Annotated in this window: 27 protein-coding genes; 11 read left to right on the top strand and 16 right to left on the bottom strand. The window is 61.5% G+C overall.

Annotation, left to right across the window (positions count from 1 at the left end):
• Positions 1-82: 82 nt before the first annotated feature.
• From M2397_RS28500 to M2397_RS28480, 5 genes are all read right to left on the bottom strand, one after another.
• Entirely contained in the window at positions 83-781 is a 699-nt protein-coding gene (locus tag M2397_RS28500; protein WP_131700324.1) for an OmpW family protein, read from the bottom strand.
• Positions 782-877: 96 nt separating this feature from the next.
• Positions 878-1399, bottom strand: a complete 522-nt coding sequence (locus M2397_RS28495) for a DUF3299 domain-containing protein (RefSeq protein ID WP_145336791.1) — start codon at positions 1397-1399, stop codon at positions 878-880.
• An 11-nt stretch (positions 1400-1410) separates the two neighbouring features.
• Complete coding sequence (locus tag M2397_RS28490) at positions 1411-2676, bottom strand: ABC transporter permease (RefSeq protein WP_027605183.1); 1266 nt, start codon at positions 2674-2676, stop codon at positions 1411-1413.
• Between the two features lies 1 nt (position 2677).
• Positions 2678-3388, bottom strand: coding sequence for an ABC transporter ATP-binding protein (locus M2397_RS28485; protein ID WP_053138261.1), 711 nt, complete (start codon positions 3386-3388; stop codon positions 2678-2680).
• 6 nt (positions 3389-3394) lie between these two features.
• Positions 3395-3997 (bottom strand): DUF2796 domain-containing protein, encoded by a 603-nt coding sequence (locus M2397_RS28480; RefSeq protein WP_259244900.1) that lies wholly within the window; start codon positions 3995-3997, stop codon positions 3395-3397.
• Positions 3998-4128: 131 nt separating this feature from the next.
• Between M2397_RS28480 and M2397_RS28475 the strand changes: the two genes are divergently transcribed.
• Entirely contained in the window at positions 4129-4476 is a 348-nt protein-coding gene (locus tag M2397_RS28475) for a hypothetical protein (RefSeq protein WP_131700321.1), read from the top strand.
• Here M2397_RS28475 and trxA read toward each other — a convergent pair.
• Genes trxA through M2397_RS28460 form a run of 3 tightly spaced genes read right to left on the bottom strand, consistent with a single transcriptional unit; the run spans position 4473 to position 6492 of the window.
• Entirely contained in the window at positions 4473-5345 is an 873-nt protein-coding gene (gene trxA, locus M2397_RS28470) for a thioredoxin (protein WP_131700320.1), read from the bottom strand. The two genes, M2397_RS28475 and trxA, sit on opposite strands and share 4 nt — an antisense overlap.
• A 32-nt stretch (positions 5346-5377) precedes the next feature.
• On the bottom strand, positions 5378-6040 hold the full coding sequence (locus M2397_RS28465; RefSeq protein WP_259244899.1) for a methyltransferase: 663 nt from the start codon (positions 6038-6040) through the stop codon (positions 5378-5380).
• Positions 6037-6492: a YbaY family lipoprotein gene (locus M2397_RS28460; RefSeq protein ID WP_027605189.1), complete on the bottom strand. Its 456-nt coding sequence runs from the start codon at positions 6490-6492 to the stop codon at positions 6037-6039. The genes M2397_RS28465 and M2397_RS28460 overlap by 4 nt, the downstream gene beginning before the upstream one ends.
• A 140-nt stretch (positions 6493-6632) precedes the next feature.
• Between M2397_RS28460 and nrdR the strand changes: the two genes are divergently transcribed.
• The 10 genes from nrdR to M2397_RS28410 all read left to right on the top strand — a co-directional run bounded on the left by nrdR (position 6633) and on the right by M2397_RS28410 (position 14062).
• Positions 6633-7103, top strand: a complete 471-nt coding sequence (gene nrdR / locus M2397_RS28455; RefSeq protein WP_167656713.1) for a transcriptional regulator NrdR — start codon at positions 6633-6635, stop codon at positions 7101-7103.
• Positions 7100-8236: a bifunctional diaminohydroxyphosphoribosylaminopyrimidine deaminase/5-amino-6-(5-phosphoribosylamino)uracil reductase RibD gene (ribD, locus tag M2397_RS28450; RefSeq protein WP_259244898.1), complete on the top strand. Its 1137-nt coding sequence runs from the start codon at positions 7100-7102 to the stop codon at positions 8234-8236. The genes nrdR and ribD overlap by 4 nt, the downstream gene beginning before the upstream one ends.
• A 47-nt stretch (positions 8237-8283) precedes the next feature.
• Entirely contained in the window at positions 8284-8946 is a 663-nt protein-coding gene (locus M2397_RS28445) for a riboflavin synthase (protein ID WP_032884562.1), read from the top strand.
• Between the two features lie 15 nt (positions 8947-8961).
• Positions 8962-10053 carry a bifunctional 3,4-dihydroxy-2-butanone-4-phosphate synthase/GTP cyclohydrolase II gene (gene ribBA, locus M2397_RS28440; protein WP_131700317.1) on the top strand — a complete coding sequence of 364 codons (1092 nt, stop codon included), beginning with the start codon at positions 8962-8964 and terminating at the stop codon, positions 10051-10053.
• An 88-nt stretch (positions 10054-10141) separates the two neighbouring features.
• Positions 10142-10618, top strand: coding sequence for a 6,7-dimethyl-8-ribityllumazine synthase (gene ribE / locus M2397_RS28435; protein WP_003176356.1), 477 nt, complete (start codon positions 10142-10144; stop codon positions 10616-10618).
• Positions 10615-11115: a transcription antitermination factor NusB gene (gene nusB, locus M2397_RS28430; protein WP_053138236.1), complete on the top strand. Its 501-nt coding sequence runs from the start codon at positions 10615-10617 to the stop codon at positions 11113-11115. The genes ribE and nusB overlap by 4 nt, the downstream gene beginning before the upstream one ends.
• Before the next feature lie 18 nt (positions 11116-11133).
• Positions 11134-12099: a thiamine-phosphate kinase gene (gene thiL, locus M2397_RS28425; protein WP_259244897.1), complete on the top strand. Its 966-nt coding sequence runs from the start codon at positions 11134-11136 to the stop codon at positions 12097-12099.
• Positions 12100-12243: 144 nt separating this feature from the next.
• Positions 12244-12861, top strand: coding sequence for a GTP cyclohydrolase II (gene ribA, locus M2397_RS28420; RefSeq protein WP_065924905.1), 618 nt, complete (start codon positions 12244-12246; stop codon positions 12859-12861).
• Entirely contained in the window at positions 12858-13277 is a 420-nt protein-coding gene (locus M2397_RS28415) for a nuclear fragile X mental retardation-interacting protein 1 (protein WP_131700315.1), read from the top strand. Before ribA ends, M2397_RS28415 begins: the two co-directional genes overlap by 4 nt.
• A complete protein-coding gene (locus M2397_RS28410) occupies positions 13274-14062 on the top strand; it encodes a cobalamin-binding protein (protein WP_131700314.1) in 789 nt (262 codons plus the stop codon). Before M2397_RS28415 ends, M2397_RS28410 begins: the two co-directional genes overlap by 4 nt.
• Positions 14063-14080: 18 nt before the next feature.
• Here the strand turns inward: M2397_RS28410 and M2397_RS28405 are convergent, their stop codons facing one another.
• The 8 genes from M2397_RS28405 to M2397_RS28370 form a co-directional block, all read right to left on the bottom strand.
• The gene (locus M2397_RS28405) at positions 14081-15970 is read right to left on the bottom strand and encodes a TonB-dependent receptor domain-containing protein (protein WP_259244896.1); all 1890 of its coding nucleotides are present in this window, start codon (positions 15968-15970) and stop codon (positions 14081-14083) included.
• Positions 15971-16049: 79 nt separating this feature from the next.
• Positions 16050-17948 carry a 1-deoxy-D-xylulose-5-phosphate synthase gene (gene dxs, locus M2397_RS28400; protein ID WP_259244895.1) on the bottom strand — a complete coding sequence of 633 codons (1899 nt, stop codon included), beginning with the start codon at positions 17946-17948 and terminating at the stop codon, positions 16050-16052.
• Between the two features lie 110 nt (positions 17949-18058).
• Positions 18059-18946 (bottom strand): (2E,6E)-farnesyl diphosphate synthase, encoded by an 888-nt coding sequence (gene ispA / locus M2397_RS28395; protein WP_184746275.1) that lies wholly within the window; start codon positions 18944-18946, stop codon positions 18059-18061.
• Positions 18943-19185 carry an exodeoxyribonuclease VII small subunit gene (locus M2397_RS28390; protein WP_003176346.1) on the bottom strand — a complete coding sequence of 81 codons (243 nt, stop codon included), beginning with the start codon at positions 19183-19185 and terminating at the stop codon, positions 18943-18945. Before M2397_RS28390 ends, ispA begins: the two co-directional genes overlap by 4 nt.
• A gap of 74 nt (positions 19186-19259) precedes the next feature.
• Complete coding sequence (locus M2397_RS28385; protein WP_259244894.1) at positions 19260-20399, bottom strand: Fic family protein; 1140 nt, start codon at positions 20397-20399, stop codon at positions 19260-19262.
• Positions 20400-20862: 463 nt separating this feature from the next.
• Positions 20863-21138: a hypothetical protein gene (locus M2397_RS28380; protein WP_256663474.1), complete on the bottom strand. Its 276-nt coding sequence runs from the start codon at positions 21136-21138 to the stop codon at positions 20863-20865.
• A gap of 248 nt (positions 21139-21386) precedes the next feature.
• Positions 21387-21701, bottom strand: coding sequence for a hypothetical protein (locus M2397_RS28375; protein ID WP_131700309.1), 315 nt, complete (start codon positions 21699-21701; stop codon positions 21387-21389).
• A 1-nt stretch (position 21702) separates the two neighbouring features.
• A partial coding sequence (locus M2397_RS28370) for an RHS repeat-associated core domain-containing protein (protein WP_259244893.1) occupies positions 21703-22286 on the bottom strand: 584 nt, incomplete at its 5' end.

Raw genomic sequence — 22286 nt, 5'->3', positions numbered from 1 at the left:
GCAGCGTGTCAGTCAACAGGTTCATGACTGATCCACCGCTATCGGGAGCAAGCCCCCTCCCACATGGGTTATGCAGTGTTGCTTAGAACTTGTAACCGATACCCACCATGTAAACCATCGGGTCCACGTCCACATTGACCTTGGCACGGGTGCCCGGCGCTACGGCATTGTTTTCCACGGTAGCCTTGGTGCTGATGTCGATGTAGCGCGCCTGGGCGTTGATCATCCACTTGTCGTTGATCATGTAGTCCGCGCCGATCTGCGCAGCCCAGCCCCAGGAGTTCTCGGCCTTGAAGTTGCTGAAACCGGCTTCGGAGGCGCGGCTGCCGACGTGTTCGTCGTAGATCCAGGTGTAGTTGATACCGGCGCCTACGTACGGTTGGAACGGGGATTTGTTGTCCAGTGGGTAGTACACGACGCTCAGGGTTGGCGGCAGGTGTTTCAGCGTACCGAGCTTGCCGTTGGCGGCGCCGAGGGCGGTGCCCTTGATCTTCACGTCATGCTCGAACGGTGTGGCAGCCAGCAGTTCGATACCGACGTGATTGGTCAGCATGTAGGCGAAGTTCAGACCCAGCTGGGTGTCGCTGCTCATGGTCGCCTTGCCGCCCAGGTTGGCACCGGCCAATGGGCCTTGGTCAACTTTGACGGTGCTGCTGTCTGCCTTCGGGTTCACGGTGATTGCACCGGCACGAATCAGAATGTCACCCGCTTCGTGAGCGTGGACGGCAGGGGCGGCGAGGGCGAGCGCGAAGAGGGACGCGCCGAGCAGAGACTTGTTCATAGGAGCTCCAGAGGGTGTATTAAAAGAGATACATCCAATGGTAAAGATCGTTCCGGTTGGGCCGTTGACTCAGCTCAATGAAACGGTAATAACCCGCTACTCCTGCAGCTCATATACGTAAATCTTCTGCGCATCCATTTGATAACCGGCATCTGCAAGCTCACTGGATGACGGTTTGACCTGCATCGTGCCTTCGATCCAGTACGGCTGATACAGCTCATCGAGCTTCACGCCGACCTCGCTCTTTACATGCACGATCTGGTTCGACGGCGGCGGCGGCACATGGATGCACGCGCCGAAATACGGCACCAGCAAAAACTCGGTGGTGCGGCCTTCTTCGCTGACTTCCAGTGGCACGATGTACCCCGGCAGGCGAATATGCTGGCCGTCGAGGCTCTGCACCACCGGCGCGTTGGGCAGTTCCTGCTTGGCCGCCGGCGCCGCTTCGACGGACAAGGCATCGGCCATGTTCGACAGGTTGTGCAGCGGTTTCATGTTGGGGATTTCCGGCGGCGCGTCCGGCGGGATCATCTCCTGCCAGGACAGGTCCTTGGGCTGGTCCTCCGCCCAGGCAGGCACGGTCACCAGCAGCAATAACGCAAACAGAGCGCGACGCATCGAAGCCTTCCTCATAAACGTATGGACAGGCCATCGGCCAGGGATTGTCGGTAGGCGCGCCAGGCGGGCACGCTGCCCATCAACAGCGCTGCCGCCAGAATACCGGCGAGCAAGGTCCATTCATATTCGCTGGGCCACGACATCGGCAGGTCCAGACCGTAATTGGCCTGCAAATACCCGCGTGATGCAGCGATGCACACGTACAGCAAACCCACGCCTGCGATCACGCCAGACAGGGCCAGGGCGAAGGCTTCGAAGATCAGCAGCGTCGCGATATGCCACGGCCGCGCACCCACCGAACGCAGGATCGCCATTTCGCGGCGGCGTTCGTTGAGGCTGGTGAGGATTGCGGTGAGCATGCCGATCAAGCCGGTCAGCACCACGAACAGCGAGATCACGAACAGGGCCTTTTCGGCGGTGCCCATCATGCTCCATAGCTCTTGCAGCGCCACACCGGGCAGGATCGCCAGCATCGGCTCGCCACGGAACTCGTTGATCTCCCGCTGCAGGGCGAAGGTGGAGATCTTGTTGTTCAGGCCGAGCATAAAGGCCGTGATGGCTTGCGGGGTGAGGTCCATGTTGCGCGCCTGGTCGGCACTGATGCGGCCTTTGCCCTGGGCCGGTACGCCGTTGTGCCAGTCGATATGAATCGCCTCCATGCCGCCGAGGCTGATATGCAGCGTGCGGTCCACCGGCGTGCCGGTGCGCTTGAGGATGCCGACCACGGTGAATGGTTTGTCATCGTGCTTGACCAGGCTGACCACCGCCACGCCGTGGGCCAGTACCAGCTTGTCGCCGAGCTTGTAGTGCAGGGCATCGGCGACTTCGGCGCCGAGTACCACTTCGAACGGGTCGGTGGCGAAGGCGCGGCCGCTGGCCAGTTCCAGGTTCTGTTTGCGCCCGTACTGGTAGTGCTCGAAGTACGATTCGTTGGTGCCCATTACGCGGTAGCCGCGATGGGAGTCGCCGAGGGAAATCGGGATCGCCCATTTCACCTGGGGGCTGGCGGCGAAGTGCTCGTAGCTGTCCCAACGAATGTTGTTGGTGGCGTTGCCGATGCGAAACACCGAGTACAGCAGCAGGTTGACCGACCCTGAGCGCGCGCCGACGATCAGGTCGGTGCCGCTGATGGTGCTGGCGAAACTGTTGCGCGCCTCAACGCGCACGCGCTCCACCGCCAGCAGGAGGCACACCGACAAGGCGATGGCGAAGGCGGTGAGGATCGCGGTAAAGCGGCGGTTAGCCAGGCTGGCCATGGCTAGACGAAACAGATACATCTCAAACCTCTGCGGGCGTGGCGGCGCGATTGAGTTCGGCCAGCGACAGGTTGCGGTCGAACAGCGGCGCCAGGCTTTGGTCATGGCTGACAAACAACAGGCTGGCGCCGGCTTCGCGGCATTCGGCGAACAGCAGTTGAATGAAGGCTTCGCGGGCGTCGTAGTCCAGGGCCGAGGTGGGCTCGTCGGCGATCACCAACTCCGGTTGGCCGATCAGCGCACGGGCGGCGGCCACCCGTTGCTGTTGGCCGATGGACAACGAATCGGCACGGCGCTCCAGCAGGTCTTTGTCCTTCAAGCCCAAGTGTGCCAGCAAGGTCGCGGCGGCCTGGTCGACGCTGCCGTGGCGTTGGATTGCCCGTTGCGCGCGCAGCTTGGAAAAGTGACAGGGCAGCTCGACGTTCTCGCGCACCGACAGGAACGGCAGCAGGTTGAACTGCTGGAAGATATAGCCGGTGTGGTCAACGCGAAAGCGGTCCCGCGCACCGGCCGAGAGTTCGGTCAGCTCCTGGCCGAGCAGGCGGATGCTGCCGCGGCTGGGCTTCTGTACGCCGCCGAGCAGGCCGAGCAAGGTGGTTTTGCCACTGCCGCTCGGCCCCTTGAGAAACAGGGTTTCCCCCGCTTCCAGGCGGAACGCGGGGATGTCCAGTAACTGTGGGTGACCTGGCCAGTTAAAGCCCAGGTCAGACAGTTCGATCAATGCGTGGGTCATGGGGGCTCAGAACTTCAGGGTGGCTGCCGTGGCCGTCGCTTCAACGCCTTGCTGGCCGCTCGGGCCGATCAGTTGTACCTGAATTTTCTGGGTGGCGGGGAAGGTCTTGAACACCTGGGTCAGGTCCAGGTTGCCCAGGGCGGCCGGCTTGGCGCAGGTGAATTGGTAGTGGGCGTGGATCTCACTGTGATCGTGATGATGCTCGTGGGCGCCGTCTTTGGCGTCGTCATCATGATCATCGTCGTCGTGGTCGGCTTCCGGTTTGTCGCCGAACAGCGGGCTGTTGAGTTCCTGGGTGCTGATCACGCAACCGGCGGCCTTGGGCAGGTTGAACAGGGCCAGCGGGTTCTCCAACTGTTTGCGTGCGGCGGCGACCTTGGCTTTGTCGGCAGCGCTGGTGGCGACGTGTTCGAAGCCCACCAGGTTCATCGCCGGGCTGTCCAGTTCAAGCTCCAGGGCCTGGCCGTCGAGCACCGCGTTGAGGCGACCGACGCCGTGTTCGTGTGCGCCGAGGCTGCCGTGTTCGTGATCGTGGTCATGCTCGTCGGCGGCGTGAGCGATAGCGAGTGGCAACAGGGCAAACGGCAAAGCAAGCAGCAGACGGCGCATGAGAAGGCTCCAGAAAATGAAATTTATGTTATGTGATCTTATAACAATAGTGCTGAGAGTTTGACCGCCCGCTTGGCGTTGCGCAAGCCACATGGGAGCATGCTTGTCAGAAAAATGCAGGAGTAAGGACGATGTTGCGAATTCGTGGAACCGTTGGCGACCTGCCGGTGGACTTGACCCTGGAACTGGATGACGGCGATTGGGCGCGACTCGGCGCACAGTTGCAGGTAACGCCAACGGCAAACGCGGCCGCTGCGCCGGCGGCACCGGTCAAGCACAATGATGACCTGTGGCAAAGCGCCCAGGACCTGTTGCGCAACGCCGGGCAGCTCAGCGGCCTGGAATTGCTTGATCGACTGGAAGGTTTGGCGGGGGATGCCGCGGCGGGCAAGCGCCTGTTGGTGCGCCTGCGCCATAGCGCCAAGGTGAAAGTGGCCAGCGGCGGGGATACGCCGCTGTACAGTTGGATCGGCGATTAGTACAGCGCGGCGAACAACTTGCGGCGGTACACGGTCACCAGCGGGTGATCATTGCCCAGCAGTTCGAACACCTGCAGCAAGGTCTTGTGCGGCAGGCCTTCGCTGTAGCCGCGGTTGCGGATAAACAACTTGAGCAGGCCTTCCAGCGCGGCGTCGTACTGCTGGCGCGCCAGTTGCTGGATGGCCAGTTGATAGGCGGCTTCGTCGTCCTGCGGGTTTTGTGCCAGGCGGCTTTTCAACTCGGCGGCGTCCGGCAGGTCGGCGGCCTGGCGCAGGAAGGTGATTTGCGCCTTGGCGCCGGCGAGGGCGGCTTTGTGGTCATCGCTCTTCACCGCATCGAGCACGGTTTGGGCTTCACCCAACTCACCGCGTTCGGCCAGGCAACGCGCGTACAGAATCAACGCGGCGGCGTTGGTGTTGTCTTCACCCAGCAGCGCTACCAGCACGGCTTCGGCGTCGCTGATGCGGCCATCGGCAAACAGCGCCTTGGCCTGCTCCAGCGGGTCAGCCGCCGCCGGTGGTGGCATCTGCACATGCGGCTCCAGCATCGCCCGCACCGCCGACTCCGGCTGCGCCCCGGCAAATCCATCCACCGGCTGGCCATCCTTGAACAGCACCACCGTCGGCAGGCTTTGAATGCCAAAGCGCGCGACGATGTCCTGCTCGGCCTCGCAATCGACCTTGGCCAGCAGCAGCTCGCCCTGATAACTCTGGGCAATCTGCGCCAGCATCGGCATCAACGCCTTGCACGGCGCGCACCACTCGGCCCAAAAATCCACGAGCACGGGTTTTTCGAAGGAGTTCTGGATCACGGCCTGGTCGAAGTTGGCGCTGGTGACGTCGAAGATGTACGGCGTGGGCTCACTCATGGGGCGTCTCGAATAAAGCGGGAATGGGGCAACTATAAGGGCTGGCGCCGCGAATGGTACAGGCTCACCTTGCGAAACTCCCAAGGCTCGGCCAAGTCCGGCAATGTCAGCGCATCGAGTATCTCCAGCCGCCGATAAGCCGGGTGCTGGAAGTCCCGCACGCGCGAGTCCGCCACCAGCGCTTCGCGGCCTCGGCTGAGGAAGTGGTCGAGCAACGGCAGGTTGGCGCGGTCGTAGAGCACATCGGCGACCAGGATCAGGTCGAAGCGGTCGGCTTCGGCGAAAAAGTCCGCTGAATAGCTCAGCGCCACGCCGTTGAGTTCGGCATTCGCCCGGCAGGACGCTAACGCCAGCGGGTCGAGGTCGCAGGCAACCACTTCCAACGCGCCGGCTTTAACCGCCGCAATTCCGGCCACACCGGAGCCGGCGCCGAAATCCAGCACGCGCTTGCCTTTCACCCATTGCGGGTTCGCCGCCAGATACCGCGCCAGCGCCAAACCACTGGCCCAGCAAAAACTCCAGTAGGGCGGTTCATGCAGGATGCGTCGGGTTTCCTCGGGACTGAAGGCGCGGTCCATGTTGTCCGCATCCAGCAGCCACAATGAAAGCTCGGTGCCCGGCAGCGGGCAGGGCACCAGTTGGGCGTCGCCGATCAGCGCGCTCAGGGCGTGCTGCAAGTCCCACGGTGGCGTCATGGTGCCTTGACGAGCTCCAGGGGGCCGGTGGTCTGGGTGATGGCCTGGGTGATGCGTACGGCGGGCAGGTGCAGGATCAACTGGCCGGATTGGCTGGCACGGCCACGCAATTCAACCCGCGCACCGGCTGGGAACGCCTCGGGGTTGTAGCGCAGGCGGAAGGCCAGGGGCTTGCCGTTGCCGGTCAGTACGCTGCTCGCCAGCAGTTGTTGCGGGCGCGAACGGTCATCGATCACCAGCAGCGCCATCTCGACTTCGGCACCGGCCGGCACGTTGGTGAGGCTGCCGCTGATTTCGCGTTGATAGGCGGGCAGGGGGCCGAGGTCTTCAATGCCGGGGACTTTTTTCTCTTGTGCGGGCGTCGGTTGAGGTGCGGCCGGCTTGGGGGCTTCGCTGCTGCAGGCGACCAGGACACTGAACACGGTGAGCAAAACAAGTGGTCGTAACTGCATGTACGGCTCCAGAAAAGGACAAAATCCGTGGCTTGAAATATAAGAAACATATAGGCCTGCCTATATACCGTAAAGGCTATGGCTTGTCTTGCCACAGGGATGCGCTACCATGGCCCTCCCTTTTTTTGTTGCCTGCCACCATGCACTGTCCCTTCTGCGGTGCCAACGACACCAAGGTCATTGACTCGCGTCTGGTCGCCGAGGGCGATCAAGTGCGTCGCCGGCGCGAATGCCTGGCCTCTGGCTGCGGTGAACGTTTCACCACCTTCGAAACCGCCGAACTGGTATTGCCGCGTCTGATCAAGTCCGACGGCAGCCGCCAGCCTTTCGACGAAGAAAAACTGCGCGCCGGTATGCAGCGCGCCCTGGAAAAACGCCCGGTGAGTGTCGAGCGGCTGGAGGCGGCGTTGGCGCATATCAAGCACAAGCTGCGCGCCACCGGCGAGCGCGAGGTCAAGAGCCTGGTGGTTGGAGAGCTGGTGATGGGCGAGCTGCAAAAGCTCGACGAAGTCGCCTATATCCGTTTCGCTTCGGTGTATCGACGCTTCCAGGACCTCAACGAGTTCCGCGAAGAGATCGACCGCCTGGCCCGTGAGCCTGCCAAAGAATGACCCCGCCTTCTGCTGAACAGACTGTCCTCGACGCCCATTACATGGCCCGCGCCCTCGAACTGGCGCGCAACGGCCTGTACACCACCCACCCCAACCCGCGCGTGGGCTGCGTGATTGTCCGCGATGGGCAGATTGTCGGCGAAGGCTGGCACGTGCGCACCGGCGAACCCCATGCCGAAGTGCATGCCTTGCGGGCTGCCGGTGACAAGGCCCGAGGTGCCACGGCGTACGTAACCCTCGAGCCCTGCAGCCATTACGGCCACACCCCGCCGTGCGCCGATGCGCTGGTGAGTGCCGGGCTGGCGCGGGTGGTCGCGGCGATGCAGGACCCCAACCCGGAAGTCGCCGGGCGCGGCATGCAGCGCTTGGCCCAGGTTGGGATCAAGGTGCACAGCGGCGTGCTCGAAGGTGAAGCGCGGGCCCTGAATAAGGGCTTCCTCAAGCGTATGGAGCATGGCCTGCCGTTTGTGCGGGTCAAGCTGGCGATGAGCCTGGACGGCCGCACCGCCATGGCCAGCGGCGAAAGCCAATGGATCACCGGCCCCGCCGCCCGCGCCGCCGTGCAGCGCCTGCGCGCCGAGGCCAGCGTGGTGCTGACCGGCGCCGACACCGTATTGGCCGACGGCGCACGCCTGACCGTTCGCGCCGCCGAACTCGGCCTGGACGAAGCCACCACCGCCCTGGCCATGTCGCGCCCGCCGTTGCGCGTGCTGATCGACGGCCGTTTGCGCGTGCCGCTCAACGCACCGTTCTTCAAGGCCGGCCCGGCGTTGGTCATCACCTGCGTCACCGCGGAAAACCAGTTCCCCCGTGGCCCTGAATGCCTGGTGGTACCGGGCGTGGACGGCCAGGTCGACCTGCGCTCGGCGCTGGTGGCGCTGGCCGCCCGTGGCGTCAACGACGTATTGGTGGAAGCCGGCCCAAGCCTGGCAGGTGCATTTGCCCAGCAAGGCCTGGTGGACGAATACGTGATTTTCGTCGCCGGCAAGTTCCTCGGCTCCGCCGCCCGGCCTTTACTCGACTGGCCGCTTGAGAAACTGGCAGACGCCCCCCAACTCAAGATCACTGAAATGCGCGCTGTAGGCGACGACTGGCGAGTCACTGCCATCCCTGTGCCAGCAGCGAGCGTATAATTCTGACCGGGCGCTCAAGTGCCCGCCCCGTTTTCCAGGAGAAGGCCATGTTCACCGGCATTATCGAATCCATCGGCAGCATCCGCGCCATGACCCCCAAGGGTGGCGACGTGCGCCTGCTGGTTGAAACCGGCAAGCTCGACCTCGGCGACGTCAAGCTGGGCGACAGCATCGCCGTAAGCGGCGTGTGCCTGACCGTCATCGAACTGCCGGGCAACGGCTTTGCCGCCGACGTCAGCCGGGAAACCCTGGACTGCACAGCGATGAACGACCTCAAGGCCGGCAGCCCGGTCAACCTGGAAAAAGCCCTCACCCCGACCACCCGCCTGGGCGGCCACCTGGTCAGCGGCCACGTCGACGGTGTCGGCGAAGTGGTTGCCCGCAGCGAAAATGCGCGTGCCGTGGAATTCCGCATCCGCGCGCCCAAAGAGCTCGCCAAGTACATCGCCCACAAAGGCTCGATCACCGTCGATGGCACCAGCCTGACCGTGAACGCCGTGAACGGCGCCGAATTTGAACTGACCATCATTCCCCACACCCTGAGCGAGACCATCATGGCGTCGTACCAGCCTGGTCGCCGGGTGAACCTGGAAGTCGACTTGCTTGCCCGTTACCTGGAGCGCCTGCTTATGGGCGATAAGGCCGCAGAGCCTGCAACTGGGAACATCACTGAGAGTTTTTTGGCCGCTAACGGCTACCTGAAATCCTGACCAAGGGGGTGCCCTGTGGCGCTCAATAGCATCGAAGAGCTGGTTGAAGACATCCGCCAAGGCAAGATGGTCATCCTGATGGATGACGAAGACCGCGAAAACGAAGGCGACATCATCATGGCCGCCGAGGCCTGCAAGCCTGAGCACATCAACTTCATGGCCAAGCACGCCCGTGGGCTGATCTGCATGCCCATGAGCCGAGAGCGCTGCGAGTTGCTCAAGCTGCCGTTGATGGCGCCGCGCAATGGTTCGGGATTCGGCACCAAGTTCACCGTATCGATTGAAGCGACCACCGGTGTCACCACCGGCATTTCCGCCGCCGACCGTGCCCGCACCGTGCAAGCCGCTGCCGCCAAGGACGCCAAGGCCGAAGACATCGTCAGCCCCGGCCACATCTTCCCGTTGATGGCTCAACCGGGCGGCACCCTCGCTCGCGCCGGCCACACCGAAGCCGCCTGCGACCTGGCGCGCATGGCCGGTTTCGAGCCGAGCGGCGTGATCTGCGAAGTGATGAACGACGACGGCACCATGGCCCGTCGCGCCGAACTCGAAGCCTTTGCTGCCGAACACAACATCAAGGTCGGCACCATTGCCGACCTGATTCACTACCGGATGATCCACGAACGTACCGTTCAGCGGATTGCCGAGCAGCCACTGGACAGCGAACTGGGCCAATTCAATTTGGTGACCTACCGTGATTCGGTGGAAGGTGACGTGCACATGGCCTTGACCCTGGGCAGCATCTGCGCCGACGAGCCGACCCTGGTGCGCGTACACAACATGGACCCGCTGCGCGACCTGCTGATGGTCAAGCAACCGGGCCGCTGGAGCCTGCGCGCCGCCATGGCCGCGGTGTCCGAGGCGGGCAGCGGTGTGGTGCTGCTGCTGGGTAACCCGGTGGATGGCGACGTGTTACTCGCGCATATTCGCGAAACCGCCGAGCAAACCCAGGTGAAAACGCCGACCACCTACAGCATCGTCGGTGCTGGTTCGCAGATCCTGCGTGACCTCGGTGTGCGCAAAATGCGCTTGATGAGCGCACCGATGAAATTTAATGCGATATCCGGATTCGATCTGGAAGTTGTAGAATACGTGCCCTCCGAATAAAGGCCGGCGCTTTTTGCCCCTTGTTTGCGGTTAAATCATCACTGAGGGACGCACTTTTCGCGTCCCGGCTCTTTAAGAGATTTGTCGAATGACCCTGAAGACCATCGAAGGTACCTTCATCGCCCCCAAAGGCCGCTATGCCCTGGTGGTTGGCCGCTTCAACAGCTTCGTGGTTGAAAGCCTGGTAAGCGGTGCCGTGGATGCCCTGGTTCGCCACGGTGTGAGCGAGAGCGACATCACTATCATCCGCGCCCCTGGCGCCTTCGAAATTCCACTGGTTGCGCAAAAAGTTGCTCAACAGGGTGAATACGCGGCGATCATCGCCCTGGGCGCGGTCATTCGTGGCGGTACGCCGCACTTCGAATACGTGGCCGGCGAATGCACCAAGGGCCTGGCCCAGGTGTCCATGGAGTTCGGCGTGCCAGTCGCTTTCGGCGTACTGACTGTTGATTCCATCGAACAAGCCATCGAGCGTTCCGGCACCAAGGCCGGCAACAAAGGCGCTGAAGCTGCCCTGTCCGCGCTGGAAATGGTCAGCCTGCTGTCGCAGTTGGAGGCCAAGTGATTTCCGACGAGAGCGATCGTTTCAACCCACGTGACGAGCGTCCAGCGGACGCCGGCAAACCGTCGAAAAGCGAAAAGCGCCGTGCTGCCCGTCAGCTCGCGACCCAGGCGCTGTACCAGCGTCATATGGCCGGCACTTCGCTGAACGAGATCGAAGCGCAATTTCGCGTCGATAACGACTTCACGTTTGCCGACCAGAGCTACTTCCACGACATCCTGCACGGTGTGCCGGCCAACCTGGACGAGATCGATGCTGCGTTGTCGCCGTGCCTGGACCTGACCCTCGAAGAGCTGGACCCGGTTGAACTGGCCGTACTGCGCCTGTCTACCTGGGAGCTGCTCAAGCGCGTCGACGTGCCGTACCGCGTGGTGATCAACGAAGGCATCGAACTGGCGAAAGTCTACGGTTCGACCGACGGTCACAAGTTCGTCAACGGCGTGCTCGACAAGCTGGCCCCGCGCCTGCGTGAAGCCGAAGTGAAGGCGTACAAGCGCTAACCTGCGCTTGAGTCCTGAATGGGCGAGTTCGAGCTGATCCACAAGTATTTCGCCGCCGCGCCGTGTGCGCGGGGCGGCGAGGGCATTGCCTTGGGGATCGGCGACGACTGCGCCTTGCTGGCGCTCCCCGCCGGGGAGCAGCTGGCAATTTCCACCGATACCTTGGTGGCCGGCGTGCACTTTGCCGACCCCTGTGACCCGTTCCTGCTCGGCCAGCGCTCGCTGGCCGTGGCGGTCAGCGACCTGGCCGCCATGGGCGCCCACCCCCTCGCGTTTACCCTCGCACTCACCACGCCGACCGTCGATGCCGACTGGCTGCAACGCTATGCCCAAGGTTTGAACGCCATGGCGCAAAGTTGCGGTGTGGGCCTGGTGGGCGGCGATACCACACGCGGCCCGCTGAGCCTGACCCTGACCGTGTTCGGGCGGGTACCGGCAGGCCAGGCGCTGACGCGCAGCGGTGCGCAGCCGGGTGACCTGCTGTGTGTGGGCGGCGAGTTGGGCAACGCCGCCGGTGCCTTGCCGCTGGTATTGGGGCAGCGCAGCGCCGACGCAACGATTGCCGAACCACTGCTGGCCCATTACTGGTCGCCCCAGCCCCAGTTGGCCTTGGGGCTGGCGCTGCGGGGCAGGGCGACGTCTGCGATGGATATCTCCGACGGGCTTCTGGCTGATTGCGGGCATATCGCCAAGGCCTCGGCTGTCAGCCTGTTGATCGAGCGCCAGGCGCTGCCATTGTCCAAGGCCTTGCTGGCGTTTGTCGGGGATGACGAGGCGCGGGTGGCCGCACTCAGCGGTGGCGACGACTACGTATTGGCGTTCACCCTGCCGCCCCTGGAACTTGCGCCATTGCTGGCCGGCGGCTGGCCGATCCACGTGATCGGCCGAGTCGAGGCGGGGCAGGGTGTCACGTTGCTCGACGCCAACGGGCACGACATCACCCCGGTCGTACGTGGCTATCAGCACTTTCGCGAGACGCCCTGAATAGGCTGCCGCGCTCCTACATAGAATCAACACAAAGGCCAATCAAACCGATTGATCTTTATCAGCGATAATTCAGCTTAAGCGTCTGCAGGAACGTGCTGTTACAATGGCCGCCTTTGTAAAAACTGAAATCAGGAGCACACGGTGCCCGTCGTTTTCGTCGCTGCTTCCAAGCTGCCTACCCCTTTTGCCACGTTCACTATGAGCGGCTTTCTCGAAGAAGCCACCGGGCGCGAACACGTTGTGCTCAGCCTGGGCGACATCGCCGATGGCGCACCGGTTCTCGGTCGTGTGCATTCCGAGTGCCTGACCGGCGACGCGCTGTTCAGCCAGCGCTGTGACTGCGGCTCGCAACTGGAAGCCGCGATGCGCGCCATCGCCCGTGAAGGCCGTGGCGTGCTGCTGTATTTGCGTCAGGAAGGCCGTGGTATTGGCCTGCTGAACAAGATCCGTGCCTACGAGCTGCAAGATGGCGGTGCCGATACCGTCGAGGCCAATGAGCGCCTGGGTTTCGCTGCCGACCAGCGTGACTACGCGATCTGCCTGCCGATGCTGGAGCACCTGGGTGTGAAATCCCTGCGTCTGATGACCAATAACCCGCGCAAGGTCAAAGCCTTGACCGAGATGGGCATCACCGTGGCCGAGCGTGTGCCGCTGCACACCGGGCATAACCCGCACAACAAACTCTACCTGGCGACCAAGGCCAGCAAGCTCGACCACATGATGGGCAACGAGCATCAGGGCGAGGTCGACCGCGCGTGACCCGGGGCCAGGTGAAGCGGCGACTGTCCTTCAGTTGGTGGCAGTACCTGGCCCTGGCGCTGCTCCCGCTGTTCGTGATCAACCTGGTATTTGGCCAGGCCGAGCCCATGCTGCCGGTGCTGGCCATGCCGTTCTTTATCGCCGGCGTGGCGTCGATGTTCCTCAGCCTGCGCTACTTCCATGGCTATAAACACGCCCTGATCGCCACCTCCAAAGCCCTTGATACTGCGGAAGAACCGGCTGCCTGGATCACCCTGGCGGCTCGTCGGCGTACGGCCTTGATGGTGGCTGCCGTACCGGCGTGGGTGGGCGCACTGGCGGTGTTCGTTGGCCTGGAAGCGGTGCCGCTTTTCCTGCTGGCGCTGTCGACGATGGTGTTGTTTTACCTCTACCGCATCCCGCGTCAGTTGGGATGATGCGCCGCTGGCTGGCGATTCTGCTGCTGGCATTCAGTGCCCAGGGCCTGGCGGTCGAACGTGTCGTCAGTCTGGCGCCTTCACTTTCTGAAATCGTGGCTGAACTGGGTGCTGCCGACCTGCTGGTGGGCGTGCTCGATGGCGGTGAGCGGCCAGCGGCGCTGGCGAACGTGCCGTCGGTTGGGCGTTATGGGCAACTGGACATGGAGCGCCTGCTCAGCCTCAGGCCCGACCTGATCCTGCTCTGGCCCGGCAGCGTCGGCCCCGCCCAGCGCGAGCAGCTGCAGCGCCTGAATATCCCGGTGTACGTCGCCGAACCCCATAGCCTCGAACAACTCACCACCCAGGTCCAGGCCATCGCCGAGCAACTGGGTCGTGCCGACGCCGGCCGGCAATTGGCTGCGCAACTGCGCCAGCGCCTGGCGCAGTTGCGTCAGCGTTATCAACGTGCTGAACCGTTGCGGGTGTTCTATCAGGTGTGGAATCAGCCGCTGTACACCGTGGGCGGTGGCCAGATCATCAGCGATGCGCTGAGCGTGTGCGGTGCGCGCAACGTGTTTGACGACCTGAAGCTACCCGCGCCACAGGTCAGCATCGAGTCGGTATTGCAACGTAATCCCGAGATGATTCTGGTAGGCGATCAGGCGCAGAAGGAAGCCTGGAAGGCCTGGCCAAGCATGGCGGAGCGGGTGCGGCTGGTTCCGGACAAAGGCCTGGAACGGCCCAGCGGGCAGATGCTGGAAGCGCTGGCGCGGCTGTGTCAGGTGATTGCTCCGAGCCTTTGAGACCAGCCCAGGCGACAATCAGATTTCAGGTGTCCACGTCACGCCAAACATCCACACCCGGCCTTCTTCACGGTAATCGTGATTGTTGACGAATGCCGGATCGTCGTAGCTGTAGCGCGCCCGTGCATAGGACTTGTCCAGCAGGTTATCGACCTTCAGCGACAACGCTACTTCCCGCGTCACCGCCCAACTGCCACGCAGCCCGAGCAACCCATAGCCGCCCAGGCGGTGGGTGTTGTCTTCATCGTCATAGCTGTGGCTGATCGCCTGCCAACTGGCGCCCACGCCCACCTGATCGAATTGCCGGTCCAGGTCCAGGCTCAACGTGCGCCGCGCCCGGCGGGCCAGGGTGTGACCACTGTCGCGGTCGCGCGGGTCGATGAGCGACAGCCCGAGGTTTCCTTGCCAGCCGAACAGCTCCTGCTTGAGCGCCGCCTCAAAACCGTTGATGCGTGCCGACGCCACATTCTGTGGCTTGCCGGTTTGGTCGAGAATGATCGCATCGCTCAAATCGGTGCGGTACAGCGAGGCCTCCAGGCGCGTGCTGTCACTCAACTGGCTGCGCCACTGCAGTTCGTAGCTCTTTGAGGTTTCGGGCTGCAGGTTGGGGTTGCTGTACTTCGTGTCCGGGTAATAGAGGTCGTTGAAGGTCGGCGCGCGGAAGCCTTCGCTGTAACTCAGCAGCAGGTCATTGTCGGGGTTGACCGGCAAGGTCAGGGTGCCGCTCCAGCTGTTCTGGCTGCCGAACTGCTGATTCTGGTCGTGACGCAGGCCCAGTTCGGTGGAAAACCACTCGCTGTGAAAGCGATGCTGCACAAAGGCGGCGCGGTTCCAGCGGCTGTTTTCGGTAAACGTGGTGGAACCGTGAAAGCGGTCTTCGTACCAGTCGCCGCCCAGGATCAGGCTGTTCTGGTCATCCAGGGTCAGATCGTTCTGCCAGTTGACCGAGTCACGGTAGGTGTTGAATACGCTGAAATCATCGCTGAGGGTGTCGCGCTTGGTATCGAGGTTCTCGCTGTGGCCCAGCTCCAGGCGCGACTGCCAGCGCTCATTGAGCGTGGCGTCGACATAGCCGCTGGCGCTGCTCACGGCGTAGTCGGTGTAGGGTTTCTGGCCGACGGTTTGCCTGCTGACGGGGTCGTAGCGGCCGAAGCTGTTGTCATACTCCGACTTGCCGCGGTTATCCAACAGATTGAAGCCCACCTCCAGCTCATCGCTGAGGGAATGGCTGAGGTTCAGGCTCACGGACTGGTTGCGATAAGCATCATGGTCGCCGTCGCTGGGGAACGACTGGTGGGTTGAGTTGATGCCGGCGGTTTCATCCAGGCTCGCGCCCAGGTTGAAGCGTGTCTGTTCGTCACCACCCGAAAGGCCGAGGCTGCGCTGCCAGGTGTTATGGCTGCCGAAGCCCAGTTTCACGCGCGGTTGCACGCCCTGCTCGGCATTGCGCCGGGTGAATACCTGTATCACCCCGCCGATCGCGTCACTGCCGTAGATCACCGAGCGCGAGCCGCGCAGTACTTCCACGCGCTCAATCTGGTCGACGTTGAGGTATTGCAGGCCGCTGTCGCCGGACGTGGTGTTGGCGATGCGCTGGCCGTCGACCAGCACCAGGCTTTGGGCGGACTTGGTGCCCCGCAGGTAGATGCCCGGCAAACTGCCACGGCCACCGGAGGGCGCGACTTGCACGCCGGGCACACGGCTGAGCAGGTCGGTGAGGCTGGTGGGTTGCAGGCGGTCGATGTCGTCGCGGGTGAGCACGGTGTTGGCGGCGCTGCTGTCGTTGCGTGCCTGGACCTGGCGGTTGGCGCTGATGACCACGTCGGGGAGTTTCAGGGCGTTGTCGCGGGTGTCGGCGAGCAATTCAGGGGAGGGCAGAAGCAGCAGGGCAAGGTACAGGTGTTTCATGGGCTGTCCATAGCGCTTGAGGATGGCGCAAATCAAATGTGGGAGGGGGCTTGCCCCCTCCCACATTGGGTCCCGGTTTCTACAGGCCCAGCAGCGTTAGGCGCTCGCGCACCGAAGCCTCGATCCCTGCTTCATCCAGCCCGCACTCAGCCAGCATCTGCGCCGGTTTGGCGTGTTCGACGTACGCATCCGGCAAGCCCAGGTGCAGCACTGACTTGAGGATGCTTTCCCGCGCCAGGAACTCACTGACTGCCGCACCGGCACCGCCCATGATGGCGTTTTCTTCGACAGTCACCAGCAGCTCATGACTGGCGGCGATTTCGCGGACCAGGGCTTCATCCAGCGGCTTGACGAAGCGCATGTCGACCACGGTGGCGTCGATCTTCTCGGCCACCTTGAGCGCTTCAGCCAATTGCACGCCAAACACCAGGAATGCAGCCTTGCTGCCCTGGCGACGCACAATGCCCTTGCCGATTTCGATAGGCTCCAGGTCCTTCTCGATCAGCGCATTCGGGCCGTTGCCCCGTGGATAACGCACGGCGGCCGGGCCGTTATACAGGTGGCCGGTGCTGAGCATTTTGCGCAGTTCGTTTTCGTCGCTCGGCGTCATCACCAGCATGCCGGGGATGCAACGCAAGTAGGACAAGTCGAAGCTGCCCGCGTGAGTCGGGCCGTCTTCGCCGACTAAACCGGCGCGGTCGATGGCAAACAGCACGTCGAGGTTCTGCACCGCGACGTCATGCACCAACTGGTCATAACCGCGCTGCAGGAACGTGGAGTAGATCGCCACGACCGGCTTGGCGCCTTCGCAGGCCATGCCAGCGGCGAAGGTCACCGCGTGCTGCTCGGCAATGGCCACGTCGAAATAGCGCAGCGGGAAACGCTCGCTGAACGCCACCAGGTCGGAGCCTTCCTTCATCGCCGGGGTAATGCCCACCAGGCGCGGGTCGGCGGTGGCCATGTCGCACAGCCATTCGCCGAACACGCCGGAGTACTTCGGCCCGCTGGCTTTTTTCGGCGCAGCGGCGGGAGCGTCCACCGGTTCGAGCTTGGTGATCGCGTGGTAGCCGATCGGGTCGACTTCCGCCGGCGCGAAGCCTTTGCCTTTCTTGGTGACGATATGCAGGAACTGCGGGCCCTTGAGGTCGCGCATGTTACGCAGCGTGGCAATCAGGGTCGGCAGGTCATGGCCGTCGATGGGGCCGATGTAGTTCCAGCCCAGTTCTTCGAACAGGGTGCCGGGGACCAGCATGCCTTTGGCATATTCTTCGGTACGCCGGGCAATTTCCCACGCGCCGGGCAGACGCGAGAGCACTTTCTTGCTGCCTTCGCGCATGCTGGCATAGGTGCGGCTGGAGAGAATCTTGGCCAGGTAATTGGACAGACCACCGACATTGCGCGAGATCGACATGTCGTTGTCGTTGAGGATCACCAACATGTTGGCGTCCACTTCCGGGGCATGGTTCAGTGCTTCGAAGGCCATGCCGGCGGTCAGCGCGCCATCACCGATCACGGCAATCGCCTTGCGGTCGCTGCCTTGCAGGCGGGCGGCAATTGCCATGCCCAGCGCTGCGCTGATCGAGGTGCTGGAGTGGCCGACGCCAAAGGTGTCGTACTCGCTTTCGGAGCGGCGCGGGAAGGCGGCAACACCGTCCTTCTGGCGCAGAGTCGCCATGCGCTCGCGGCGGCCCGTGAGGATCTTGTGCGGATACGCCTGATGGCCCACGTCCCAAACCAGCCGGTCATCCGGGGTGTCGAACACGTAGTGCAACGCGATGGTCAGCTCGATGACGCCCAGGCCGGCACCGAAATGCCCACCGGTCTGGCCGACCGTGTAGAGCAATTCCAGGCGCAACTCATCGGCCAGGGTTTCCAGCTCGGCTTCACCCAGACGACGCAGGCCGTCCGGCGTGACAGCACGGTCGAGCAGGGGCGTGGACGGGCGCTTGCGGGGAATCTCTTGAAACGTCGTGGGCATCAGGCGAATCGTTATAGGTATAGAAGAGGCGGCAGTTTACCTCAAGCATCGCAAACTGCCCACGCAGAGCGCCGAACTTGGCCGATATGCGGCTGCAATGGCCGCCGTAATCAGTGGCGGCGTTCGACGATATACCGCGCCAGGTCACGCAGCGGCTCGGCCGCCGCGTCGAAAGGTCGCAGGGCGTCCAGCGCCTGGTCGCGTAGTTCCAGGGCGTAGGCCTTGGCGGCTTGCAGCCCGAGCAGCGCAGGATAAGTCGGTTTGTCCCGTGCGATATCGGCGCCTTGGCGTTTGCCCAGGGTGGCGGTATCGCTTTCCACGTCGAGAATGTCGTCCTGCACCTGGAACGCCAGGCCAATGGCCCGGGAATAGGTCTGCAGCGCCGCCAATTGCGCGGCTTCGGCATGTCCGCTGGCCAGGGCGCCCAAGTGAACGGCGGCTTCGATCAGCGCGCCGGTCTTGTGGCGGTGCATGTGCTCAAGGGCTTTTTGATCCAGCTTGACGCTGACCGAACCCATGTCGATTGCCTGCCCGCCAACCATGCCCGCAGGGCCGGCAGCCAGGGCCAGGGCCGTGACCATGCGCAAGCGGATCTCGGCGTTGACGCTGCTCAAGCGTGGGTCCAGCAACGCGCTGAACGCCAGGCTCTGCAAGCCATCACCGGCGAGGATCGCATAGGCTTCATCAAAGGCTTTATGGGTGGTGGGCTGGCCGCGACGCAGATCGTCGTCGTCCATCGCCGGCAAATCGTCGTGTACCAGGGAATACGCGTGAATCAGCTCGACTGCACAGGCTGCACCGTTGGCCTGCTCGGCCGGCGCGCCCAGTGCTTCACAGGCCGCATATGCCAGCAGCGGGCGCACACGCTTGCCGCCATTCATCACGCTGTAGCGCATGGCTTCATAGAGGCGCTTCATTTCCGGGCTTGGCGCAACAAACAAGGGCTCCAGCGCCGTATTTACCCGGGCTTGGCTACTGGCCTGATACGCGTCGATCATTCCGGCTGTTCCGCATCGAAAGGTTCTTCGGCCAACTCCCCGTCACGCTCCAGCAACACCTGCACCTTCTGCTCCGCCTGCGCCAGCGCGCTCTGGCAGTCACGGGTCAGGCCGATGCCTTGCTCAAACGCCGTCAGCGAGTCCTCCAGCGACAACTCGCCGTTCTCCAGACGCTCGACCAATGTTTGCAGGTCGGCGAGGGATTGTTCGAAATCGAGTGCAACTTTTTTGCGGGCCATGGCGGCTATTCCGGTAGACGGTAAACCGGCGCGACACTAGCAGACATGGGGGATGGGGGCAAATGAGTGGGGCATTACTCGCCTGCTGTATTGACCTGATAACGCGTGCTGCGGCCGCCTCCGGGGAGACGAACCAAGCAGTTTTTTTTCAGCAGGTCAGCCAGGTGTCGCGTCGCTGTCGCCTTGGATACCTTTGCCTCCGCTTGGTACTGCGCTGCGCTGATGCCGTGTTCGAAGCCCTTCTCACCACCGTCGAGCAGGCGATTGAGGACCTTGATCTGTTCAGCAGACAAAGGGAGGTCGCGGTGTTGCTGCCAGAACCGACTTTTTCCCAGCACTCGGTCAATCCGCGCCATGGCCTGCTGCACGCTGCGTAACAGGGTTTTAAGGAACCACTCCAGCCAGTCAGTGATATCCAGTGAGGCCTTCTGGCTGGATTCCAGTGCGTTGTAGTAGCCGGTGCGATCTTCGAGGATGCTGGCTGACATGGCATAGAAACGGATGGCCTGGTGTTCACCCTGGGCCAGTGCCAAATCGGTGATAGCGCGTGTCAGGCGACCATTGCCGTCATCGAAGGGATGCAGTGTGACAAACCAGAAGTGCGCGACGCCGGCGCGTACCAGCGGGTCCAGTTCCGGCTGATCGCGGCTGGTTTCGAACCACTCCAGAAAATCCGCCAGTGCCTGCTCCAGTCCCAGACGTGGCGGGGCCTCGAAATGCACGGTCGGCCGATCAAGCTGGCCCGACACCACCTGCATCGGCTCATCCCCCCTCAATGACCCGATATTGAGCGCGCTGGCGGCATAGCCTGCTTCCGGGGCCGGGAACAATAAGTGATGCCAGTTCAATAAGCGGGCGAGGGTAAACGGCCGTGTGAATTGTTGAATTGCATCCATCATCAACTCGGCGAGGCCTTCGCTGCGGCGGCTTACCTGACCGTCTGTCATCGCTTCCAGGCCCATCCGCCTTACCAGGGACGAGCGCACCGAGCCGACATTCAACTGCTCGCCCTCAATCGCCGAGGACGTCAGGATATTTTGCAGCAGCGCATCCAGTTCATTCTGTGCGCTGACTGCCTGGCTGACGGAACCGAGCATGCCCAACAGCTTGCCCTGGGCGTGCCCGCACTCGCGCAGCAACGCCGCGAGGCGACCGGGTTGCCAATGGAAGTGCGGCCAGTCGGCGTGTTGCCAGATCCAGTGCGGATGAGCCATGGTGGAATGCCTGGGGTGCGTGAGCCGAATAAAGAGGTTATTCGGCTCATTTGGTGAGCCGATTGTGCTGTGGCTTCGGCTCAGGGTCTAGTGTGGTGGTGGGTGTTTTCGTAAGTGCGCCATAAAACCAACCTTCCAAGCCGAAATTTAATGATTGATGCTGTGCCCCCGATTTTTTCAGGAACCAGCCTCCCTGATGCGTCCCGACGTCAAAGTCGAATAAGTGTGCCTTTATACCAAGTCCGTTGCTGACGTTCTGCTCAGATATTTGTTGCGTAAAGAAAAAAGTCAGTTGATCTCACTTCAACAAAGCTGGAGTCGTGAGTAATTAGCTTGTCAAGCTCAATGTTTTAGTTGCGCTATTGAGAATGATGGTAAATGACCATTTGCCAAGTGCATGTATTAAGCTAAAAGAAGGAAGATAGCCCTGTTTGGCTCTTGCTTGCGATTGTGTTCAGGTGGATCAGTTTTTCATTACTGAAGAGTTTTTAGGCGTCAGGTGGTCTTTAAATATTGCTAGCGCCTTGCTGAGGTCCTCATTGGTGTTGATAATCTCGTCTTCGTAGTCGTTAATCATTTTTCCCAGGGTTTTATTTATAGTTTCCACTGCGCCAGAGATCAGAAATTTTTTATACTCTTCGTCGGCGAGGTGAATGATTTCAAGCAGAGAGTCTGGGCGATCATTTGTATCTAATAATCTCATGGCGTTCAGCGTAAGAGGGACACAAATGATCTTCATTTTATTCTGGTTGGTAAGTTTTTGTTAGTTAAAGCGCTTTGGTTTTAGAAGGTTGGCTATATATGGATGTGATCGTATACATACTTTTTGATATTCTCAATGCGTAGTTTTTTCTAGAAAACTTGGGAGTGGTGGTTTTAGATTCTTCCCAAATGATATTGGTTTGACTGCTTGGCCAGCGACCGAAGGATACTGATTTAATTTTAGCATCTCATTGATATTCCGCCGGCCGCTCGCGTCAGTCAATGTCATAACTCTTGTGCGCTATAGCTACCAGCAACTACAAGAAGAATTGTTTCTCCGCCATTACTCGATGTAAAGCAGTAAGTTATCCCCGTTTCATCAGGCTCCAGTCTAGTTGCTTCTTGAGAAAGCCATGTGTTTTCCTCTTCGTACATATCACATATTTCGGTGCCGACAGCACCTAAGCCTTGAAAGGCAACTAGATCGTTGAAGGTTATCTCCCATCGTCTTTCCTGCCAGTCTGTAAACTCCATTATTAATGTATTGCGGTTGCAAATCAGTTTTTCAATTGTTCCATCTGCCACAGGGAATTTTTTCATATCAGCTTCCTGGATGTTTTTCACCCGGTAGAAATCCGGTTCCATGCCCTTCTTCGTAATTACGTGGTATGACTTTCATTACTAGATTGTTTCTTTCAGCCTGCCTCCAACTGGAACCGTTGGGCTTTAGCTCTATGTGATAGTGCTCGCCGTGATGTCTCTGTACGAATATACCCTCATCTCCCGGATGGCTCTCAAATCTTATCCGGGTATTACTGTTAGGTCTCCACTCCATTCGCTGAGTGTCATGCCTTGTCGTAGAGACTTTTGGCGCTACTCCTAGCACGCCTGTTAAATCATTAGGGTCGCTTGGAAAATGAGAGTGGGCAGTGGGTAGGGTTGGCTGTCCATCATTGTGTTGTGGTACAGGCTCGTCAACACTCAACGATGGTTTACATTCGTTATTCCCAGGGCATGTACTCAGTCCCAGCGGATCCACCCATCTCGTAGGATTGGGCACGTATTGGTAGGCGTTAATCCCACCCGCCAGCTTCACCGGATCAGGCGTCAGGTAGCGACCGACATCCGGATTGTAGTAGCGATGACGGTTGTAGTGCAGTCCGCTTTCCTGATCAAAGTACTGGC

The sequence above is a fragment of the Pseudomonas sp. BIGb0381 genome, from assembly GCF_024809815.1.
Taxonomy (GTDB): domain Bacteria; phylum Pseudomonadota; class Gammaproteobacteria; order Pseudomonadales; family Pseudomonadaceae; genus Aquipseudomonas.
This window is presented reverse-complemented; position numbering and strand designations above follow the sequence as displayed.

Bases quoted from the DNA above. Each gene is read 5' to 3' on its own strand.
- M2397_RS28500 (WP_131700324.1), bottom strand. From the start codon at position 781: ATGAACAAGTCTCTGCTCGGCGCGTCCCTCTTCGCGCTCGCCCTCGCC.
- M2397_RS28495 (WP_145336791.1), bottom strand. From the start codon at position 1,399: ATGCGTCGCGCTCTGTTTGCGTTATTGCTGCTGGTGACCGTGCCTGCC.
- M2397_RS28490 (WP_027605183.1), bottom strand. From the start codon at position 2,676: ATGTATCTGTTTCGTCTAGCCATGGCCAGCCTGGCTAACCGCCGCTTT.
- M2397_RS28485 (WP_053138261.1), bottom strand. From the start codon at position 3,388: ATGACCCACGCATTGATCGAACTGTCTGACCTGGGCTTTAACTGGCCA.
- M2397_RS28480 (WP_259244900.1), bottom strand. From the start codon at position 3,997: ATGCGCCGTCTGCTGCTTGCTTTGCCGTTTGCCCTGTTGCCACTCGCT.
- M2397_RS28475 (WP_131700321.1), top strand. From the start codon at position 4,129: ATGTTGCGAATTCGTGGAACCGTTGGCGACCTGCCGGTGGACTTGACC.
- trxA (WP_131700320.1), bottom strand. From the start codon at position 5,345: ATGAGTGAGCCCACGCCGTACATCTTCGACGTCACCAGCGCCAACTTC.
- M2397_RS28465 (WP_259244899.1), bottom strand. From the start codon at position 6,040: ATGACGCCACCGTGGGACTTGCAGCACGCCCTGAGCGCGCTGATCGGC.
- M2397_RS28460 (WP_027605189.1), bottom strand. From the start codon at position 6,492: ATGCAGTTACGACCACTTGTTTTGCTCACCGTGTTCAGTGTCCTGGTC.
- nrdR (WP_167656713.1), top strand. From the start codon at position 6,633: ATGCACTGTCCCTTCTGCGGTGCCAACGACACCAAGGTCATTGACTCG.
- ribD (WP_259244898.1), top strand. From the start codon at position 7,100: ATGACCCCGCCTTCTGCTGAACAGACTGTCCTCGACGCCCATTACATG.
- M2397_RS28445 (WP_032884562.1), top strand. From the start codon at position 8,284: ATGTTCACCGGCATTATCGAATCCATCGGCAGCATCCGCGCCATGACC.
- ribE (WP_003176356.1), top strand. From the start codon at position 10,142: ATGACCCTGAAGACCATCGAAGGTACCTTCATCGCCCCCAAAGGCCGC.
- thiL (WP_259244897.1), top strand. From the start codon at position 11,134: ATGGGCGAGTTCGAGCTGATCCACAAGTATTTCGCCGCCGCGCCGTGT.
- M2397_RS28410 (WP_131700314.1), top strand. From the start codon at position 13,274: ATGATGCGCCGCTGGCTGGCGATTCTGCTGCTGGCATTCAGTGCCCAG.
- M2397_RS28405 (WP_259244896.1), bottom strand. From the start codon at position 15,970: ATGAAACACCTGTACCTTGCCCTGCTGCTTCTGCCCTCCCCTGAATTG.
- dxs (WP_259244895.1), bottom strand. From the start codon at position 17,948: ATGCCCACGACGTTTCAAGAGATTCCCCGCAAGCGCCCGTCCACGCCC.
- ispA (WP_184746275.1), bottom strand. From the start codon at position 18,946: ATGATCGACGCGTATCAGGCCAGTAGCCAAGCCCGGGTAAATACGGCG.
- M2397_RS28390 (WP_003176346.1), bottom strand. From the start codon at position 19,185: ATGGCCCGCAAAAAAGTTGCACTCGATTTCGAACAATCCCTCGCCGAC.
- M2397_RS28385 (WP_259244894.1), bottom strand. From the start codon at position 20,399: ATGGCTCATCCGCACTGGATCTGGCAACACGCCGACTGGCCGCACTTC.
- M2397_RS28380 (WP_256663474.1), bottom strand. From the start codon at position 21,138: ATGAAGATCATTTGTGTCCCTCTTACGCTGAACGCCATGAGATTATTA.
- M2397_RS28375 (WP_131700309.1), bottom strand. From the start codon at position 21,701: ATGAAAAAATTCCCTGTGGCAGATGGAACAATTGAAAAACTGATTTGC.